The organism is Rhizobium sp. PP-CC-3G-465, assembly GCF_004343445.1.
In the GTDB taxonomy this organism is placed as follows: domain Bacteria; phylum Pseudomonadota; class Alphaproteobacteria; order Rhizobiales; family Rhizobiaceae; genus Ferranicluibacter; species Ferranicluibacter rubi.
In genome coordinates, this window is sequence record NZ_SLYH01000001.1 from 2,361,680 (window position 1) to 2,380,898 (window position 19,219).

The 19,219-nt window shown below is 64.7% G+C and carries 15 protein-coding genes; 4 read left to right on the forward strand and 11 right to left on the reverse strand.

The genetic code is table 11. The features are described from left to right. Positions 1–69 precede the first annotated feature (69 nt). The 11 genes from C8J33_RS11200 to C8J33_RS11250 all read right to left on the reverse strand — a co-directional run bounded on the left by C8J33_RS11200 (position 70) and on the right by C8J33_RS11250 (position 13,802). Positions 70–858, reverse strand: coding sequence for an ABC transporter permease (locus tag C8J33_RS11200; protein WP_132664236.1), 789 nt, complete (start codon positions 856–858; stop codon positions 70–72). Beyond that, the gene (locus C8J33_RS11205) at positions 855–1,793 is read right to left on the reverse strand and encodes an ABC transporter ATP-binding protein (RefSeq protein WP_132664237.1); all 939 of its coding nucleotides are present in this window, start codon (positions 1,791–1,793) and stop codon (positions 855–857) included. Before C8J33_RS11205 ends, C8J33_RS11200 begins: the two co-directional genes overlap by 4 nt. Continuing rightward, the gene (locus C8J33_RS11210) at positions 1,790–2,956 is read right to left on the reverse strand and encodes an ABC transporter permease (RefSeq protein WP_132664238.1); all 1,167 of its coding nucleotides are present in this window, start codon (positions 2,954–2,956) and stop codon (positions 1,790–1,792) included. The genes C8J33_RS11205 and C8J33_RS11210 overlap by 4 nt, the downstream gene beginning before the upstream one ends. A 186-nt stretch (positions 2,957–3,142) precedes the next feature. Beyond that, complete coding sequence (gene osmF, locus C8J33_RS11215) at positions 3,143–4,012, reverse strand: glycine betaine ABC transporter substrate-binding protein OsmF (RefSeq protein ID WP_132664539.1); 870 nt, start codon at positions 4,010–4,012, stop codon at positions 3,143–3,145. Between the two features lie 180 nt (positions 4,013–4,192). After that, positions 4,193–5,815, reverse strand: a complete 1,623-nt coding sequence (abc-f, locus tag C8J33_RS11220; protein WP_132664239.1) for a ribosomal protection-like ABC-F family protein — start codon at positions 5,813–5,815, stop codon at positions 4,193–4,195. Positions 5,816–5,901: 86 nt separating this feature from the next. Next, positions 5,902–7,179, reverse strand: coding sequence for an arsenic transporter (locus C8J33_RS11225; RefSeq protein WP_132664240.1), 1,278 nt, complete (start codon positions 7,177–7,179; stop codon positions 5,902–5,904). A gap of 63 nt (positions 7,180–7,242) precedes the next feature. After that, positions 7,243–8,460: a CHASE3 domain-containing protein gene (locus tag C8J33_RS11230; RefSeq protein ID WP_132664241.1), complete on the reverse strand. Its 1,218-nt coding sequence runs from the start codon at positions 8,458–8,460 to the stop codon at positions 7,243–7,245. A 144-nt stretch (positions 8,461–8,604) separates the two neighbouring features. Beyond that, positions 8,605–9,564 (reverse strand): sugar-binding transcriptional regulator, encoded by a 960-nt coding sequence (locus C8J33_RS11235; protein WP_132664242.1) that lies wholly within the window; start codon positions 9,562–9,564, stop codon positions 8,605–8,607. 144 nt (positions 9,565–9,708) lie between these two features. Then, the gene (locus C8J33_RS11240) at positions 9,709–10,641 is read right to left on the reverse strand and encodes a sugar phosphate isomerase/epimerase family protein (protein ID WP_132664243.1); all 933 of its coding nucleotides are present in this window, start codon (positions 10,639–10,641) and stop codon (positions 9,709–9,711) included. A 10-nt stretch (positions 10,642–10,651) separates the two neighbouring features. Continuing rightward, positions 10,652–12,163: a glycerol-3-phosphate dehydrogenase gene (locus C8J33_RS11245; RefSeq protein ID WP_132664244.1), complete on the reverse strand. Its 1,512-nt coding sequence runs from the start codon at positions 12,161–12,163 to the stop codon at positions 10,652–10,654. A gap of 1 nt (position 12,164) precedes the next feature. Further along, a complete protein-coding gene (locus C8J33_RS11250) occupies positions 12,165–13,802 on the reverse strand; it encodes an FGGY-family carbohydrate kinase (protein WP_132664245.1) in 1,638 nt (545 codons plus the stop codon). 880 nt (positions 13,803–14,682) lie between these two features. Between C8J33_RS11250 and C8J33_RS11255 the strand changes: the two genes are divergently transcribed. From C8J33_RS11255 to C8J33_RS11270, 4 genes are all read left to right on the forward strand, one after another. Beyond that, positions 14,683–15,339 (forward strand): DUF2291 family protein, encoded by a 657-nt coding sequence (locus C8J33_RS11255; RefSeq protein WP_132664246.1) that lies wholly within the window; start codon positions 14,683–14,685, stop codon positions 15,337–15,339. Further along, a complete protein-coding gene (locus C8J33_RS11260; RefSeq protein WP_132664247.1) occupies positions 15,336–16,931 on the forward strand; it encodes a sugar ABC transporter ATP-binding protein in 1,596 nt (531 codons plus the stop codon). The genes C8J33_RS11255 and C8J33_RS11260 overlap by 4 nt, the downstream gene beginning before the upstream one ends. A gap of 2 nt (positions 16,932–16,933) precedes the next feature. Then, the gene (locus C8J33_RS11265) at positions 16,934–17,971 is read left to right on the forward strand and encodes an ABC transporter permease (RefSeq protein WP_110733138.1); all 1,038 of its coding nucleotides are present in this window, start codon (positions 16,934–16,936) and stop codon (positions 17,969–17,971) included. Positions 17,972–18,104: 133 nt separating this feature from the next. Beyond that, positions 18,105–19,052: a D-ribose ABC transporter substrate-binding protein gene (locus C8J33_RS11270; protein WP_110800384.1), complete on the forward strand. Its 948-nt coding sequence runs from the start codon at positions 18,105–18,107 to the stop codon at positions 19,050–19,052. Positions 19,053–19,219 lie beyond the last annotated feature (167 nt).

Sequence of the window (19,219 nt, forward strand, 5' to 3'; positions counted from 1 at the left end):
TGCCTTCGTCCGGTTACGAACGGACTACGTCGCCTCGGCCTCCGGCCGGGGCTTTCTTGTCTGGGCCCATCAGAGGCCGGCGCGGCGGCGCAGGCGGGCTTCCAGCGCCGAGAGACCATCGTAGATGAGCACGGCGAGCGCGCCGACGATGAGGCCGCCTTGCAGGATGAAGGCAAGGTTGTTGGACTGGAGGCCGGCGATGATGACCTCGCCAAGGGTCCGCGCCGCAACGGTCGAGCCGATCGTCGCCGTAGCGAGGCTGACGGTGATCGACAGCCGGATCCCGGCGAGAATAACGGGTGCTGCCAGTGGAAGCTCGACCCGGAACAGACGCTGCCTGTCCGTCATACCGGCACCTCGTGCCGCTTCCATCACGGCTGGCGGCAGAGTGGTCAGCGCAGTCAGGGTGTTTTCGAAAATCGGCAGCAGACCATAGAGAAAGAGCGCCACCAGCGTCGGCTTCTCCCCGAAGCCGAGGGCGGGCACCGAAAGGGCGAGAACCGCGACCGGGGGAAAGGTCTGCCCGACATTGACGAGGCTGCGCGACAAAGCGAGAAACTCCGCTCCGAACGGCCGCGTCACGAGAATGGCGAGGGTGACCGCAACCAGAATAGCCGCCGTCGTGGCAATGGCAACGATGCGCAGGTGCAGCAGCGTCAGAGTGAAGAGGCTCCCCTGATTGTAGATCGCCGGCGCATTGTCCTGAACCAGTGGCTTCAGGATCGGCTCGAAGATCGTGGGCGCGATGAGGAAGGTGAGAAGCGTGCCAAGCAGCAGCGCCCGCAGGGCGAGCGGTATCCATGCTCTTGCCCGCGGACGTGCCGCTGCACGGTCGGCCGTCGTGGGAGAAACCGTCATCGGCGCCTCGCTGCACGCCGGACCAGCCCATCGAGCGTGATCCGGCCGATCGGCTGACCGTCGGCGCCTATAATAGGTGCGGCGTCCCGGCCGCTCCACAGAAGTTCGGCAAGCGCATCCCGCTGGGTCGTCGCGGCGGCGATGGCGGTGCCTTCAGCGCTGCCGGGTTCGGCAGCGGCGCCCGCCGTCTCTATCGACAGCATGCGGAACGGACGCTCCGTGGCGCCGATCAATGTCTCGACGAAGTCCGTCGCAGGGCGCTCGACCAGCTCGGCCGGCGGCCCGTACTGCACGAGTTCGCCCTTGTCCATGACGGCGATACGGTCCGCGAGGTGGAACGCCTCCTCCATGTCGTGCGTCACGAGAATGATGGTGGTGCAGAGCAGACGCTGGATTGCCAGCAGATCCTCCTGCGCCTTGGCGCGGATGATGGGATCGAGGGCGCCGAAGGGCTCGTCCATGAGGAGCACGTTCGGCTCTGCCGCCAGCGCGCGGGCAACGCCGACACGCTGCTGCTGCCCGCCCGAGAGTTCATGCGGAAAGCGGTCTGCGAAGGTCTCCGGATCGAGCTGGAACAGCGCCAGCAATTCGGCCACCTTGGCCTTGATGCGCACTGTCTCCCAGCCGAGCAGCACCGGCACCGTCGCGATATTTTCGGCCACCGTGCGATGCGGGAACAGGCCATGGCCCTGGATGGCGTAGCCGATGCGGCGGCGCAATTCGAAGCCGGGAACGGCACGGTTGTCCTCACCGTCGAGGCGAATCGTGCCCGAGGTCGGCTCGACGAGGCGGTTGATCATGCGCAGCAACGTCGTCTTGCCGGAGCCGGATGTGCCGACGATCACGGTGACGGTTCGCGGGTTGATGGTCATCGTGACATTGTTGACGACGGTGTTGTCGCCATAGCGCTTGGTGATGCCGTCGATCTCGATCATGCGGTCCTGCCTGCGCGGTTGAGCGGCGCGTTGATTTCGATGAGGGCATCGAGGATGATGGCGGCGGAAAAGGCGAGCAGCACGGTCGGCACCGCACCGAGCAGCACCAGATCCATGGCGGTCTGGCCGATGCCCTGAAAGACGAAGACGCCGAAGCCGCCGCCGCCGATCAGCGCCGCGATGGTCGCAAGGCCGATGTTCTGGACGAGGACGATGCGGATACCGGTGAGGATGACCGGCAGGGCCAGCGGAAACTCGACCCGCAGCAGGCGCTGCGCGCCCGTCATGCCGATGCCGCGCGCCGCCTCGTTTGCCTCGCGGGGCACGCCCGCCAGCCCCACCACCGTGTTGGCGACGACGGGCAGCAGCGAATAGAGAAACAGCGCCACGAAGGCCGGTGCGGCGCCGATGCCGCGCACGCCGATCGCGTAGGCACCCGGCACGTTGACCGCGATCCAGCCGAGCGGCGCGATGAGAATGCCGAAAAGCGCGATCGAGGGGATCGTCTGGATGAGGTTGAGGACGTTCAGCACGCCGGCCCGCAGCGGCCGCACGCGGTGACAGAGGATACCGAGCGGCAGGCCGACGAGGACGGCGGCAACGAGCGAGCCGATGGCAAGCGTCACATGCTTGGCCGCTTCGTTCCAGAAGACATCCGCCCGGCCGGAATATTCCTTGAGGAGCGACAGCGCGTCCCACCGACCGGAGGCGAGGATGGCGGCGAGCGCACCGAGCGTCACGCCAAGCAGGAGCACCCGAACCGTGGGCTTCGGCTTCATGCGCGTAATGGCATCGGCCGCAAGCAGCAGGAAGGCGAAGAGCAGGGTCCAGAAACCGGATGCCGGGGACACCCGCGCATAGGTATTGCCTTCCGGCGTCAGGAAGCTTCCCGCCGTGCCGATCAGCAGCATCAGTGTAAGCAGGCCGAGGGCGGCAACCGCCAGCCTTACTGCCGCCGATGTCTTGAGGATGGCGAGCACGGCCGCCACGCCGAGGGCGATCAACAGAGCCGTTCCCCAGGCGGGCGGCAGGGATTCGAGGATGGAGCGCGGACCACCGGGGACGATCCGGTTGGCGCGGAACGTCGCGAACGGCGCAAGAAGCGTACCGAGGCCAAGGAGGATGGCGATTAGGACGCCGAGCTTGTCGAAGCGGATGCGCATGCCTCTCCTGACGTTTCGGAAGGATTGCCCAGTGCCGCAAGCGGCTACAGGCGCCGGGACTTTTGATTCTGGTGCAGGCTGCATCGTGAGGGCACCGTCCGAGATCGATGCGCTCGCCGTCCGCCGTCATCGTTTGGTTTCAGAGAGAAAGAGGGCCGGGAGACCAACGCCTCCCGGCCCATTCGCTTACTTCAAAAAGCCGTTCTTCTTCAGGAAGTCTTCGGCCACGGCCTTGGCCGGCTCGCCGCCCACCTGCACGCGACCGTTCAGGTCCTGCAGGGTCACGAGATCGAGCTTCTCGAAGACGGGTTTCAGAAGCGTCTCGATCTGAGGGTTTTCCTTCAGCACGGCTTCGCGGATGATCGGAGCAGGCTGGTAGACCGGCTGGACGCCCTTGTCGTCTTCCAGCACCACGAGTCCGGACGGTGCGATGCCGCCGTCGGTACCGTATACCATGGCCGCATTGGCGCCGTTCGTCTGGTTGGCGGCGGCTGCGATGGTGGCTGCGGTGTCGCCGCCCGAAAGCGTGATCAGTTGTTCGGGCTTCAGGGTGAAGCCGTAGGTGGTCTGGAAGGCCGGCAGGGCGGCTGCGGAATTCACGAACTCCGAGGAGGCCGCAAGCTTCACCGTGCCGCCATCCGTGACGTATTTGCCGAAATCGGAGAAGGTCTTGACCTTGGCGCTGTCGGCGACATCCTTGCTGATCGCCACGGCCCAGGTGTTGTTGGCCGGCGACGGTGTCAACCAGACGATCTTGTTGGCATCGTAGTCGAGCTTCTTGGCTTCTTCATAAGCCTTGGCCGCATCCTTCCAGGCGGGGTCTTCAGCCTTCTCGAAGAAGAATGCGGCGTTGCCCGTATATTCCGGATAGATGTCGATCTCGCCTGCGGTGATCGCCTTGCGCACGACCGGCGTCGCGCCGAGCTGCACGCGGTCCGTCGTCTTGATGCCGTTCGCATTCAGGACCGACAGGATGATGTTGCCGAGCACGCCGCCTTCGGTATCGATCTTGGAGGACACGACGACCTGGGCCTGGGCTGCGGCGGTAAACGACATGGCCGCGGCAGCAGCCGCGATGAGTGTAGACTTGAGATGCACGTGAATTCTCCCCTGATGGTAGCCTATCGTCCACGCGATGGCAGCGATCGTCGCGGCATAAGCTGCCATATGTGGCGACATCGGAGGAAAAACAGAGCGGTCCCGGGGCAAAATGCGACCGGTTCGTTTCAACGCAGCCTAAACGTGTATGCCGGGAGCCTCCTGCCCTGTCCGCTCGACATATTCGGTATATCCGCCACCATACTGATGGATGCCGTCCGGCGTCAGCTCCAGCACGCGGTTGGAAAGCGCCGCGAGAAAATGACGGTCGTGGGAGACGAACAGCATCGTGCCCTCATAGGCCGACAGCGCCTTGATCAGCATTTCCTTGGTATCGAGGTCGAGGTGGTTGGTTGGCTCGTCGAGCACGAGGAAATTCGGCGGATCGAACAGCATGGCCGCCATGACGAGGCGCGCCTTCTCGCCGCCCGAGAGAACCCGGCAGCGCTTGTCGACATCGTCGCCGGAAAAGCCGAAGCAGCCCGACAAGGCCCTGAGCGGCGCTTGCCCGGCCTTGGGGAACTGCTCCTCCAGCCACTGCAGAACCGTGCTCTCGCCGTCGAGCAGATCCATCGCATGCTGTGCGAAATAGCCGACCTTAACGCTGGCCCCGACGGTAACAGTGCCCTTGTCGGGTGTCGTCGTTCCCGTCACGAGCTTCAGCAGCGTCGATTTTCCGGCACCGTTGATGCCCATAATGCACCAGCGCTCGCGGCGGCGAACCATGAAGTCGAGCCCGTTATAGATCGTCCTCGAGCCATAGGCCTTGTGGACCTGCTTGATGTTGACGACGTCTTCGCCGGAACGCGGCGCCGGCAGGAAGTCGAAGGCGACCGTCTGGCGGCGCTTGGGCGGCTCGACGCGGTCGATCTTCTCAAGCTTCTTGACGCGGCTCTGCACCTGCGAAGCATGCGAGGCACGCGCCTTGAAGCGCTCGATGAACTTGATTTCCTTGGCGAGCATCGCCTGCTGCCGCTCGAACTGCGCCTGCTGGTGCTTTTCGCTCAGCGCCCGCTGCTGCTCATAGAAGCCGTAATCGCCGGAATAGCTGGTGAGCGAACCGCCTTCGATCTCGATGATCTTGGTAACGATGCGGTTCATGAATTCACGGTCGTGCGACGTCATCAGCAGTGCGCCGTCATAGGTCTTCAGGAAGCTTTCGAGCCAGATCAGGCTTTCGAGATCCAGATGGTTGCTCGGTTCGTCGAGCAGCATGACGTCGGGCCGCATCAGAAGAATGCGGGCGAGCGCCACGCGCATCTTCCAGCCGCCCGAGAGCTTGCCGACATCGCCATCCATCATCTCCTGGCTGAAGGACAGGCCGTCGAGCACTTCGCGGGCCCGGCCTTCCAGCGCATAGCCGTCGAGCTCCTCGTAACGGCCCTGCACCTCGCCGTAGCGCTCGATGATCGCGTCCATCTCGTCCATGCGATCCGGGTCAGACATGGCCGCTTCCAGCTCGCGCAGCTCGGCCGCCACGATGCTCACCGGCCCCGCGCCCTCCATGACCTCGGCGACGGCGCTGCGGCCGGACATCTCGCCGACATCCTGGTTGAAATAGCCGATCGTCACGTTCTTTTCGGTCGCGACCTGCCCCTCGTCGGGCAGTTCCGAGCCGGTGATCATGCGGAACAGGGTGGTCTTGCCCGCGCCGTTCGGGCCGACGAGACCGATCTTCTCGCCCTTGTTGAGGGCGGCCGAGGCCTCGATGAAGAGGAGGCGGTGGCTGTTCTGCTTGGAGATGTTTTCGATGCGGATCATGATCGGTCGGGCCCGGCTGCGTTTCGGGTCGCCTTATGGCACGGGATCACCCCGATGTCCCGGGTTTTTGCTGCAGCGCACGCGCGTCACAACAGGGATACGCCGATCAGGGTGGCGATGGAGAGGAGGAGCGCCGGGATCATCACCACCGTCCCAAGCTTCAGGAAAGCCCACGTGCCGACCTCGATGCCCTCGCGGCGCAGGGCGGTGAGCCAGAGGATGGTGGCGAGCGAGCCGGTGACGGAGAGATTGGGCCCGAGATCGACGCCGATGAGGATGGCGGCAGCAACGAGGCTTGGCGCACCCGCAGCCTGAACGGCGCTGCCGGCAAAGAGCCCGGCGGGGAGATTGTTAACAAGGTTTGCCGCAAAGCCGACACCGATACCGGCGACGCCCGCCGTCCACGCGGGCGAGGTCGCCGCGTTGCGGGCGAGGAGATCACTGAACATGCCGACGAGCCCGGTGCCGCTCAAGGCTTCCACGATGACGAAGAGGCCGGCGACCAGCGGCAGGACACTCCAGGAGATGCCCTTGACGACGTTGATGGGCGGTTCGCGGTTGACGATGACGATCAGAAGCGTCGTGGCGATGCTGGCAACCAAGGTGGGAAGGCCGAGATCGAGATCGAGCACGGAGACGATGACGAGGCCGATGGCCGTCAAGGCAAGGCCGATGCCGGCGACCCGGGCGGCGGGAGACAAAGTGGGCGTCGGCACGTCGGCGGCGACCGTTTCCGAGGCGATGGCGCGGCGCTGGGTGAAGGCGAGCGCTGCATAGGTGACGACGATCGCCACGATGGACGGCAGCGTGAAGGTGCGCAGCCATTCACCGAGCGGCGGCATCTCGCCGCCCCCGAAGATGACGAGGTTGGCCGGGTTGGAGATCGGCAGCACGAAGCTCGCGGCATTGGCGATGAAGGCGCAGATCAGGAGATAGGGCAGCGGATTTGCGACCTTCGCCGCCCGCGTGGCGGCATAGACGGCCGGCGTCAGCACCACGGCCGTGGCATCGTTGGAGAGGAACACGGTGACGAGCACGCCGACCGCATAGATCAGGAAGAACAACCGTTTCGGCGATCCCTTGGCGTGCCGCGTCGCGATGGCGGCCAGCCAGTCGAACAGGCCTTCCTTGCGCGCAAGCTCCGACAACAGCATCATGCCGATCAGGAACAGATAGACGTCGGTGCCTCGGGCAATGCCGTTCCAGACGGCCGACAGCGGCATGAGGCCGAGCGCCGCGATGACCGCAGCACCAGCTACGGCCCATACGGCCTCCGGCAGGCGGAACGGCCGGGTGATGACGCCGGCGACGGCAAGGGCTGAGATGCCCCAGGTGAGCATGACGGGGGAGAGGAACGTCGGCATGGGTTTTCCGGCTGTGTTGACGCTTGAGAGACGGCGGGGAAGCGGGTTGTCTGGACCGGTCTTCTACACGGCCTGAGCCCGCACGCGAAAGGCGCTGATCGGCTGGGCGATGTTCTTCACATGCTGGAATCCCAGGTCGTCGAAGGTCAGGGGACGCTGCTTGCGGACATGGTCGCGCACCACGCGGGAAATGCAGATCGCGCCAGGCTCGGCCAGCGCTTCAAGCCGTGCCGCCACATTCACCGTATCGCCGAAGACATCGCCATCCTGCACGACGACATCGCCGACATTGATGCCGATCCGGAACGTCAGCCGCGCATCGTCATCGAGCTGTGCATTGGCCTGCGCCATCGCCTGCTGGATCTCGATCGCGCAGTCGATGGCCGAGAGTGCGCTGGCGAAGGCGGCGAGAACGCTGTCGCCCGCCGTGTTGACGATCGAGCCACTGTGATGCTCGATGATCGGATCGATGCGGTCGCGCACGATCTTCAGGCTTGCCAGCGTCCGGGTTTCGTCGCCCTCCATCAGCCGGGAATAACCGACGACATCGGCCGCCATGATCGCAAGAAGCCGCCGGTCGAGCCGCGAGAGCAGCTCGTCGCGCGTCAGCTCGGCGGAGCGGGCGCGGCGGGCGGTGGCGCGGACCGCCACCAGCGCGAAGACGGCCGTCAGAAGCGCTAGGGCGAAGACCACCATCTCCATGCGCGCGCCGGCCTGCTGCGCTTCGGCCACGCGCGCCATCCGCTGGTTGCTCTCCTCCGCTCGCATGGTCTTCAGCGCATTGCGCACGCCGTCCATCAGCATTTTGCCCTGGCCGGTTCTCATGATGGCCAGCGCCCCTGCTGCATCGCCCTCGCGCTGGCGGTCGATGCTCTGGCGCAGCTCCGACAGTTTTTGGACGATCAGCGAGCGGAGGACGGCGACGTTGGCATCCTGACGCGCATTGTCGGAAAGCCCTGTGGCAAGCTCTTCCATCATGCGGCCGATCTCTTCGATCGAGGCTTCATAGGGCTCCAGATAGGTCCGGTCCTGCGTGATGAGGTAGCCGCGCTGGCCGATCTCGGCATCCTGCAGCAGCGATTGCAGGGTCGAGATCCGCCGCTCGTTGCCGATCGTATGGGCGATCGCCTCCTGCGCCTCGCGCTCGCGCTGGGACAGGAGGACCGAGGCGCCGATGGAGGCGAAGGCGACGAAAAGCATGGCGACGATAATCATCCCCGCGCTCTGGCGCACCTCGTTGCGCGCCTGCAGCAGGAACTTGTTCACCGTCGGTCTGACCATGGTCCCTCGCGCAGCAGCGTCACGGGCGTGCCGTGCGGCCCCGCGTGACTGATACATGTGTTCGTCACGTCGAATGGAAAGCGTCGTCCGCGCATTTATGATGCACGGCTTTTCCACCGTTTCCTTACGTTACAACAGATAGGGTCATTCCACGTCGAGCAGGGCCTGCGCGGTGCGCTCGTCGGTGATGAGGCCGGACAGGCGGCGGCTGGTGAGCACGGCGCGGATGGCCTCCACCTTGCCCGGACCGCCGGCGATGGCGACGATGCGATCGGCCTTCGCGGAGTGGAACGAAACCGAAAGCGTGCGGGCGGTCAGCATGGTTTCGAGCAGGCGGCCGCGGGCATCGAAGAAATGTCCGAGCAGTTCGCCGACGGCGCCGTTGCCGGAGATCTCGCGGATCTCGCGCGGCTCGATCATGCCGGAGGCGACGAGCTGGGCTGCGGGCTCCACGGTGCCAATACCGACGAATTTGAGGTCGGCGCCTTCGGCAAGCGCGAAGACCTCGCCGACGCCACGTTGGGAAAGGAGAACTTCGCGGTCCTCCGCCGTGTTGGCAAAGAAGGGAACCGGCATGACATAGGCCGTCGCCCCGGTCTTCTCCGCGATCTGGTGCATCACGTCATGCGGGTTGATGGCGTAGTTGCGGGTAACGCCGCCCAAGAGGGACACAAAGGAAACCGTGCTTGCGCTGAGGCGCGGCATGTGGCGCACGGCGGCCGCCAGCGTGCGGCCATGGCCGAGGCCGATCATGCGGTGCTCACCGCGCTCGATCTCCCGCCGGAGATAGGCGGCACCCGCATAGGCGAGCGCGCGCAGCGGCAGGCCGTCCTCGCGCATGTCGGGCGCGACTTCGCAATATTCGAGGCCGTAGCGCTCGGCGAGGCGCGCCTCCAGATCGACGCATTCGACGATATCGCCGTCGATGGTCACCTTGACCATGCCGTCCGCCACGGCACGGGCGATCATCCGGTGGGTCTTGACGGAGGGCAGGCCGAGCATCTTGGCGACGGCCGCCTGGGTCATGCCGCCGACGTAATGCAGCCAGGCGGCGCGGGTCGCAAGCGACTCTTCGGGATCGATGGGGCGTCGGGTTCCTGCCATGCGTCCTGTCATGCGTCCTATATTGGCCTCTCGCTGCGGCCAACCTGCCACAGACCGATCCGTTTCGCCCTGACCTTCAGGCATACACCCCGCGCCGTAGGCTGGCACCTCTTTTTCCGCTGCCGCCACGATGACAGCAGCATGTCAGATGTTCAGGTCGGCCGCGCCCGTGTCGATATGCGGCGCCCAGAAAGCGACGCTCTCGGCGATCTGTTCGATCACCTGCCGGTCGTTCGGGTCGCGTTCCTTGAAGGACAGCTCGAGGCAGATCTCGTTGTCCTCGGCACCGCCCTCTGCGAGCGCCGTCAACAACGGCTCGGGATGCACCCGGCCGCGGGCGTTGAATTCGGCAGTGAACGGGCGGTGGCCGCCCTTGTCCATCAGGCTCTGTTTGATGTGGATGATCGGCGAGAGTTTCGGCACCGCCCGCGCCCAGGCATAGGGATCGACATCGTCGGGATTGGGCGAGGTCACGTCGCCATGGTCGATATCGGCCATCATCCACATAGGGATGGCCATGTCGGCCGCCGTCAGCCGGTCCTGCAGGCGGATACATTCGGCAATGGTCTCGCCGAACTCGCGCCCGACGCTCATCGGCTCCCAGAAGATGTAGTCGAGACCGGCCGCCTTGCCATGCTCGGCAACCTCCGCCCAGCAGTCGATGGCGATCTTGATGAGATCTTCGCGCCGGACGGGATCGTCGAAATCCTTATAGGTGAAGATGGCGAACTGGGTGCCGACGGAGACGCCGCCGAGATCGGCGGTGATATCCGCAAAGGTCTTGAACCAGTCGACATAATAGCGCCGGACGTCGCGGTCGGGATGGCCGAAATGGTTGAGTCGGCCGTAAGGGCCCGTCATGCCGGAGGTGACGCGCACGCCGGTGCGCGTAAGGGCCGCCTGCATATCCCGCGTCAGGCGGCGGATAACGGGCGCAGGCCAGCTCGGATTGATGAACTCGTGCGTCAGCTGCAGATCGCGGATCTTCAACTCGTGCGCCACGGTATCGATCAGGTCGTCCGGCTCAGCGAAGCGGTTGACCAGCGGATTGGTGTTGAGCGACAGGGTCAGGTTCATGATCGCTTCCTCAGGCGGCCCGTGTGACATGCGCGCCGAACCAGTCCGCAAACGCGGCCCGCTCGGTCTCCGTCAGGTGCAGGTTCTGCTTGGTACGGCGCACGAGCACGTCCTCGGCCGTCTCCGCCCATTCGTTGGCCACGAGATAACGCACCTCCGCCTCGTAGAGCTGCCCGCCGAAGTGCCGGCCGAGCCCGTCGAGCGAGGTCACGCCCTTGACGATGCGGTTGACGCGGGCGCCGTAGAGGCGGCCATAGTGATTGACCAGTGCGCGCGGCATCCAGGGATAGTCGCTGCGCATGCGCTCTGCGAACTGCACGTAGTCGGCATTAGGGATCTCGCCGCCGGGTAGCGTTGCGCCGCGCGTCCAGTCACCCTTCATGTTCGGGAAGAAGCTGGCGATCTTTTGGATCGCGTGCTCGGACAGCTTGCGGAACGTCGTGATCTTGCCGCCATAGATGTTGAGCATCGGGGCGCCGCCTGTCTCGTCGAGGTCGAAGACGTAGTCGCGCGTGACGGCAGACGGATTGCCCTTGCCGTCGTCGAACAGCGGGCGGACGCCGGAGAAGCTGTGCAGCACATCGCTGCGGCGCAGCTTTTCCTTGAAGTAGCGGTTCACGGCGGCGAGCAGGTAATCGATTTCCTTCTCCTCGGCCTGCACCTCTTCCGGGCGGCCTTCATAGGGGATGTCGGTGGTGCCGATCAGCGCCTTGTCGCCCTCGTAAGGGTTGATGAAGATCACCCGCTTGTCGTGGTTCTGCACCAGATAAGCCTGCTGGCCGTCCCAGAACTTCGGCACGATGATGTGGCTGCCCTTGACGAGGCGCACGTTGCGGCTGCTGTTAGAGCCGGCGACCCGGCCGACGATGTCGTTGACCCAGGGGCCGCCCGCATTGACGAGCACCTTCGCGCGGAACGACGTGATTTCGCCGGTGCGCTCGTTGCGCGTCTCCACCCGCCAGCCGCCGTCTTCGCGGCGCGCGCTGACACAGGCGGTGCGCGTCAGCACCGTTGCGCCGCGCTCACGGGCGTCGAGCGCGTTCAACACCACGAGGCGGGCATCGTCCACCCAACAGTCGGAATACTCGAAGCCCTTCGTGTACTTGTCGAGAATGGGCGCACCCTCTGGATCGCGGTGCAGATCGAGCGAGCGGGTGCCGGGCAGACGCTTGCGGCCGCCGAGGTGGTCGTAGAGGAAGAGGCCGAGCCGGACGAGCCAGGCGGGGCGGTCGTCCGGGCTGTGGGGCAGCACGAAGCGCATGGGCCAGATGATGTGGCTTGCGGAATTCAAGAGAACCTCACGCTCGATCAGCGCCTCGCGCACCAGGCGGAACTCGTAATATTCGAGGTAGCGCAAGCCGCCATGGACGAGCTTGCCGGAGCGCGACGAGGTGCCTTCGGCCAGATCGCCTTTTTCGCAGAGGATGACCGAAAGGCCACGGCCTGCGGCATCCCGCGCGATGCCGGCGCCGTTGATGCCGCCGCCGATCACGAACAGATCGACCGTCTTTGTTTCTGTCATGTCAGGCTCCTGAAAGGTGGGATGCGTCGTCGCGCGTCGTCGTGTCGGCAAGGCCCAAAGCGGCCGTCGTCTCGTCTTTCTCGGGGCTCGCATGCCCATGCTCGTCGGCCAGCGTTTCCCAAACGGGCATAAGCGACTGGCGGGCCTCGACATAGGCCGGGTACAGCCGGTCGTAGTGGCGGGCGAGATCGGGATCGGGCGCTTCGGCCTGCCCCAAAAGCGGGCTCACCCATTCATCGATGCAGGCATCCATGGTGGGGTAGACGCCGAGGGCCACGGCCGCCATCATCGCGGCACCGGCAGCCCCTGCCTCCTCGCGGTCGGAGATGCGAACCGGGGCATCGACCGAGGCGGCAAGCACGCCGCGCAGCGCGCGCGAGCGGGCAGCACCACCGGTCAGGCGCAGCTCGTCCGGCATGGCTCCCATCGCCGCGTAGCAATCGCGCGTCGCCATGCCCAGACCCTCGACCACGGCCCGCAGCATGTCGGGAAAGCCATGGCGGGTGGAGAGGCCGATGAAGCCGGCGCGGGCATTGGCATTGACGAACGGCCCGCGTTCGCCGGCTTCGGAAATATAGGGATGATAGAGCAGCGCGCCGGGCCGCGTCGTTTCCAGCCAGTGCTCAATCCGCCCGACCAGATCGGAAAACGCGACCTGCCGGCCCGCATCCGCCATCAGGTCGGCGGCCAGGCGCAGGATCCAGTCGATGTTCAGCGTCGCGCCCATGTTCGTCTGAACCTGAGTGACGATGCCGGGTACGGGCAGCGCGATGACATAGCCCGTCCCCTCGGCGTTCAGATGCACCGCGTCCACGGGCTTGGCGCGCATATGGACACCGGTGGAGCCGACGGTGGAGCAGGCGGCATTCGTCGAGCGCGTGCGCACGCCTGCACCGAGCGCGGTCATGACCATATCGACATAGCCGAGCGACACCGGCGTTCCCGCCAGCAGCCCGGTCGCCCGGGCAGCCTCCGTGGAAAGCGGATGCATGACCTCAGTGCCGTCGATGATCTCCGGCAGGAGGTTGCGGCGATGCGCAAGGCCGAGGCTGTCGATGGCCACGTCGTCGTAGAGTCGGGTGCGGAAATTGCCGAAGGTGAAGCTTGCCTCCGATGGGTCCGTGGCGCGGATGCCGGTGAGGTTCAGGTAGAGCCAGTCCTTGCAGTGCAGGGCGACATCGGCGCCGTCCAGAAGCTCGGGGCGGTGCCGGTCCATATGCGCCATCTGCGCGCCCTGCTGGCAGGTATTGAGCCCGGTGCCCGTCGCCTCGAACCGGGCGCGGTCCTCGCTGCGGCCGGCAATGCGGCGCACGGTCGGCGCGGCGCGGGCATCGAGCCACAGCCAGGCGTCGCCGACAGGACGGTTGTCCGCTCCGACGAGCCAGGTTCCGTCCCCTTGCGCGGTTACGGCCAGGGCCGCGGTTCTTGCCGCAAGGCCGTCGATCTTTTCGGAAAGGCCCTTCAGCGCGGAGACGCAATCCGTCCAGGTCTGCGTCAGGGATTGGGTGGCCGAGCCATCGTCGCCGGTGACATAGACATTGCGCACCGAGGAGCAGGCAAGCTGTCGTCCGCCGAGATCGAAGGCCACCGCCTTGATGACCGACGTTCCCGCGTCGATGCCGATGATGATGTCACGCATGACGCCGGCTCCAGCGCGCTAAAACGGGTCGCGGCCGCGCTCCTGCCCATGGCGTCATCGAAACTCCTCCCATCCTCGCAAAACTCCTCCTCCGAAGAGTGTCCGGCGCCGGCGCCTTCAGAGAGGCAAACCGGGAAAGCAGAACCCTGAAACGTTCGGCCAGCCGAAACGATCGATATCTCACAAACATAACACTGTCATCGAAATATCTTTCTGCACTCGTATTTTTTTTCACAAAAATTGCAATTTGTCAAGATTGCCCGGAGGCAATCCCAGCTGGTCACCTTTGTGATTCCATCGACCATCTCTCCTATGATGACACCTGCAAGCGCTGCTCCGGGAAGCGTTGCCGATCATCTCGATATCACTGATTCTCGAATTATTTTATAATATATTCAATATGATAAATCTTCGTTTGCGCCGGTTAGACGCTGCATTCGCTGCCGATAACCCCTCCTGATGTTGGATTCTGACAATCATGCCCTCCCCCGACATCCGAGCACGCCATGCGTCCGCGACCCGAGACTTACACATTTACGAACGTGCCCTTCCGAAAGCCGTAGCCGTTGACACCTCAAAATTTTTCTATCATTGTTTGCCTCATTGATAACACAGACCTACCATATGTTATCACCGAGCATGAAGGCCGACGGGAGGAGATCGTCGGCGGATGCGTGAAGGAGGAGACGCCATGACCAGCACCGCAATCCCGTTCCGCCGATCGGCCCTGCTCCCGCGGCAGGCGCTGCCATCGGGCACGCGTATCCCCTCCATCCTTCTCCAGAGCTGACACCCGACCCGTCCGTCGCGGGAAGTCTGCGGCGTCCATTCGACCCTTGCGCCTCTTTCGAGAGGCGGTTCCAGATTTGAGGCTTTCGTCATGAGCACCGTTGCCGACACGAAATCGCTGAATACCCCTCTCCTGACCCGCGGACGCGTGATCGCGGCAGCACTTGCCATGATCCTCGTCGGCGCGATGGTCTATGACACGAGAGTGGTGCGGATCGGCTCTGAGCATGACGTGCGCGCCGATGTGTTCTCGCCCGAGGCCTTCGGGACGGAGAATTTCCCTAAAGTCCGCGACAGCGTGGTCAGCCGCGCGGTGGATGCGGCCGAACTCGGGGGCGCGATCGCCGCCGACAAGGCTGCGGCCGGCACGAAATACGGCGTCGCCACCAGCACCGGCCCGGTCATCCCGGTCAAGTTCACCGGCACGGTCGGCGAGCGGAAGTCGAGCACCAACACCATCGCCGTTCCGGGCCTGCCCGAGGGCACCGTGGTGCGGGTGCAGACCGGCCCGGCCATTAATGGCACGGACCTGCGCGACGCGACCGGCGAGATCGAGTTCGGCCAGTTCACCAACCAGATCGAGTACCAGAACGCCGGCTCGGCGCTGAACAACGCCATGAAGAAAGAGACGCTCGCGAGCATCGACCCGGCAGCGCTCGACGGAAAGACGGTCGAGATCACCGGTGTCTTCAAACTGATCAACCCCAAAAACTGGCTGGTGACGCCCGTGTCGGTGACCGTGAAATGAGTGCCGTCGCCGACAACGCAAATCGCAAGATTTCCGACGACCATGGCGCCGTCGTCATGGAAGCGCGCAATATCGCCAAGTCCTATGGCAGCATCCATGCGCTGAAAGGCGTGAATTTCGAGATTCGCCGCGGCCAAGTTACGACGCTGTTTGGTGAGAACGGGGCCGGCAAATCGACGCTGATGAAGATCCTGTCGGGCGTGGTGCAGCCGACCTCCGGCGAGATCCTGCTGGATGGCGCGCCCGTCACATTCTCCTCCTCGTCGCATGCCCGCGACAGCGGCGTCTCGATCATCCACCAGGAACTGTCGCTGGCGCTGAACATGAACGTTCGCGACAACATCTTCATGGGCCGCGAGATCATGGGGCCGACCGGCGTCAACTATGCCGAGGAAGAACGGCAGACGCGGCTGCTGATGGAGGAACTGGAAGAAGAGATCGACCCGCTGACGCCGGTCGAGGCGCTTCGCCTCGGCCAGCAGCAGATCGTGGAAATCGCCCGCGCGCTGTCGGTCAACTCCCGCATCCTCATCATGGACGAGCCGACATCGGCGCTGAGCGCCTCCGAGGTCGAGGTACTGTTCAAGGTCATCCGCGACCTCACGGCGCGCGGCGTCTCGATCGTCTATATCTCGCACCATCTCGAGGAAGCGCTGCAGATCACCCACCACGCCGTGGTGCTGCGCGACGGCACGATGACGGCCTATGCGGCACGTGGCGATATCGATCTCGAATGGATCGTGCGCAACATGGTCGGCGAGAATTTCGATCTAGGAGCGCCGCCGACGGGTTATGCCTTCGGCCCGGTCGCCCTGTCGATCGAGAACCTGTCGGTGCCGGATGCGTCGGGTGCCGGCTATTCCGTGGTCGACAACCTCTCGCTCGACGTTCACGCCGGCGAGGTCGTCTGCATCTACGGGCTGATGGGGGCCGGGCGCACCGAGCTTCTGGAATGCGTCGCCGGCCGGCTGCAGCCGTCTGCCGGCCGCGTCATGCTGCACGGGCAGGACGTCTCCAGGCTCTCCATCGCGCAGCGCATCGACAACGGTCTCGTCCTCGTGCCGGAAGACCGGCAGCGCGACGGGCTGGTGCAGACGATGACGGTCGGCAGCAACCTGTCGCTCGCCAGCATCGGCGCCTTTACCAAAGGCATCTTCACCTCGCGGCGCCGCGAAGCCGGCCTCGTCACCGATGCGATCTCCAAGGTTCACATCAAGACGAATGGCGGCGCGGCACCGATCGGCTCGCTGTCGGGCGGCAACCAGCAGAAGGTGGTCATCGGCAAGATGCTGGCGACCAACCCTGAAGTCATGCTGCTCGACGAGCCCAGCCGGGGCATCGATATCGGCGCGAAGTCCGAGGTGTTCAAGCTGCTCGCCGAGCGGGCTCGCCAGGGCCTCGCCGTCATCTATTCCACATCGGAAGTGGGCGAGTGCCTCAGCATCGCGCACCGCATCGTCGTCATGCGCCGCGGCCGGATCTCCGCCGAATTCGGCTCCGACGTCACCAAGGAACGCATCATGGCGGCATCCGGCGAAAAGGCCGGCGGCCATGGATCAGATGGGCACGAGCCCGAAACGAGGACGCAGTGATCATGTCGGCAACCAACTCATCCGCGCGCCCGACCCCGCAGAAGAAGACGATGAATATCGGTCAGCTCCTGCTCGAGGGCCGCGCCTTCTTCGCATTGATCGCGATCATCGTCGTGTTCTCGCTGTTGTCGCCCTATTATTTCTCGGTCGCCAACTTCCTGATCATGGCGTCGCATGTGGCGATCTTCGGGCTGCTCGCCATCGGCATGCTGCTCGTCATCCTCAATGGCGGTATCGACCTGTCCGTCGGCTCGACGCTCGGCCTGTCGGGCGTGGTTGCCGGCTACCTCATGCAAGGGGTCACACTCACCCAGTTCGGCGTGGTGCTCTACCCGCCGGTTTGGGTCGTGGTCATCCTCACCTGCGCGCTCGGCGCCTTCGTCGGTGCGGTCAATGGTGTGCTGATCGCCTATTTCCGCGTTCCCGCCTTCGTGGCGACGCTCGGCGTGCTCTATGTCGCGCGCGGCGTGGCGCTGCTGATGACCAATGGCCTGACTTTCAACAATCTCGGCGGACGGCCGGAGCTCGGCAATACCGGCTTCGACTGGCTGGGCTTCAACCGGCTGTTCGGCGTGCCGATCGGCGTTCTCGTGCTCGCCCTGCTCGCCATCCTCTGCTTCGTCATGCTCAGCCGTTCGGCCTTCGGCCGCTGGCTCTATGCGTCGGGCGGCAATGAGCGTGCGGCCGAGCTTTCCGGCGTGCCGGTCAAGCGGGTCAAGATCATCGTCTACGTGCTTTCGGGCGTCTGCGCGGCCATTGCCGGCCTCGTCCTCTCGTCGCAGCTGACCTCCGCCGGCCCGACGGCCGGCACGACCTACGAGCTGACGGCGATTGCCGCCGTCGTCATCGGCGGGGCGGCGCTGACCGGCGGACGCGGCACGATCGGCGGCACCATGCTCGGCGCCTTCGTCATCGGCTTCCTGTCGGACGGCCTCGTCATCATCGGCGTGTCATCCTACTGGCAGACCGTCTTTACCGGCGCGGTCATCGTGCTCGCCGTTCTGCTCAACAGCATCCAGTACGGCCGCCGCCCGAAGTAAGGGGGCGACCGACACACGACCTTCTCCGCATCACCGGCCCCTGTCTTTCGAGGAAAGGCAGCGCCGGCCACGGACAAGCACCGCCGGGTGACCGGCACAACCGAACCGCATTTTCAAAACCGGGAGAGAGACCATGATGAAAAACGCAACCCGCCTGCTGATGGCGGCCGCCGCTGCCGCGACCATGTTTGCCAGCACCGCCTATGCCGAGGGCCTGATGACGGTGATCGTCAACGATCCGTCCAACCCCTACTGGCTGACCGAAGGCAATGTCGCCAAGGCCACGGCCGAAAAGCTCGGCTACACCGCGACCGTCGGCGCGCACAAGGGCGACACCAACACCGAAAGCAACCTGATCGACACCGCGATCACCAACAAGTCGGTCGCGATCATCCTCGATCCGGCCAATGCCGACGGCTCCGTCGGTGCGGTGAAGAAGGCCGTTGCCGCCGGCATCCCGGTCATTCTCGTCAATGCCGAGATCAACCAGGAAGGCCTTGCCAAGGCACAGCTCGTTTCCAACAATGCGCAGGGTGCAGCTCTCGGTGCCACCCAGTGGGTGGAAGCCGTCGGCGACAAGGGCAAGTATGTCGAACTCTTCGGCGCGCCCTCCGACAACAATGCGGCAACCCGCTCCAACGGCTACGAGACCGTGCTGACGCAGTATCCGGACCTCGAAAAGGCCGCTTCCGAAGTGGCCGACTGGGACCGCACCAAGGGCCACGACAAGATGCAGTCCATGCTGCAGGCCAATCCGGATATCAACGGCGTGATCTCGGGCAATGACGAAATGGCGCTCGGTGCCATCGCCGCGCTCAAGGAAGCCGGCAAGATCGCCAACGTCAAGGTCGGCGGCTTCGACGGCTCGCCGGATGCGGTCGCCGCCATCAAGGCCGGCGAACTGCAGTACACCGTGCTCCAGCCCGTTGCCGTCTTCTCGGAAGAAGCCGTGAAGCAGGCCGACAGCTTCATCAAGACGGGCGCGACCGGTGCCAAGTCCGAAAAGCAGCTGTTCGATTGCCTGCTCATCACCAAGGACAATGTCGACAAGTATTCGGCACCCTTCGTCCTCGACAAGTAAGCCTTCGCCACCAGGGAGGGTGCCGCCCGCGGCGCCCTCTTTTTCTTGACAGTCCCTCCCTGCGCCACGTCTTAAGGTCGCATTCTCGCGAACGGATTTCCGTTAGAGGTTTTATGCGCTAGGACGCATGCAGAGCAGCACGGTACTGCGAGGCGAACAGAGGAGGC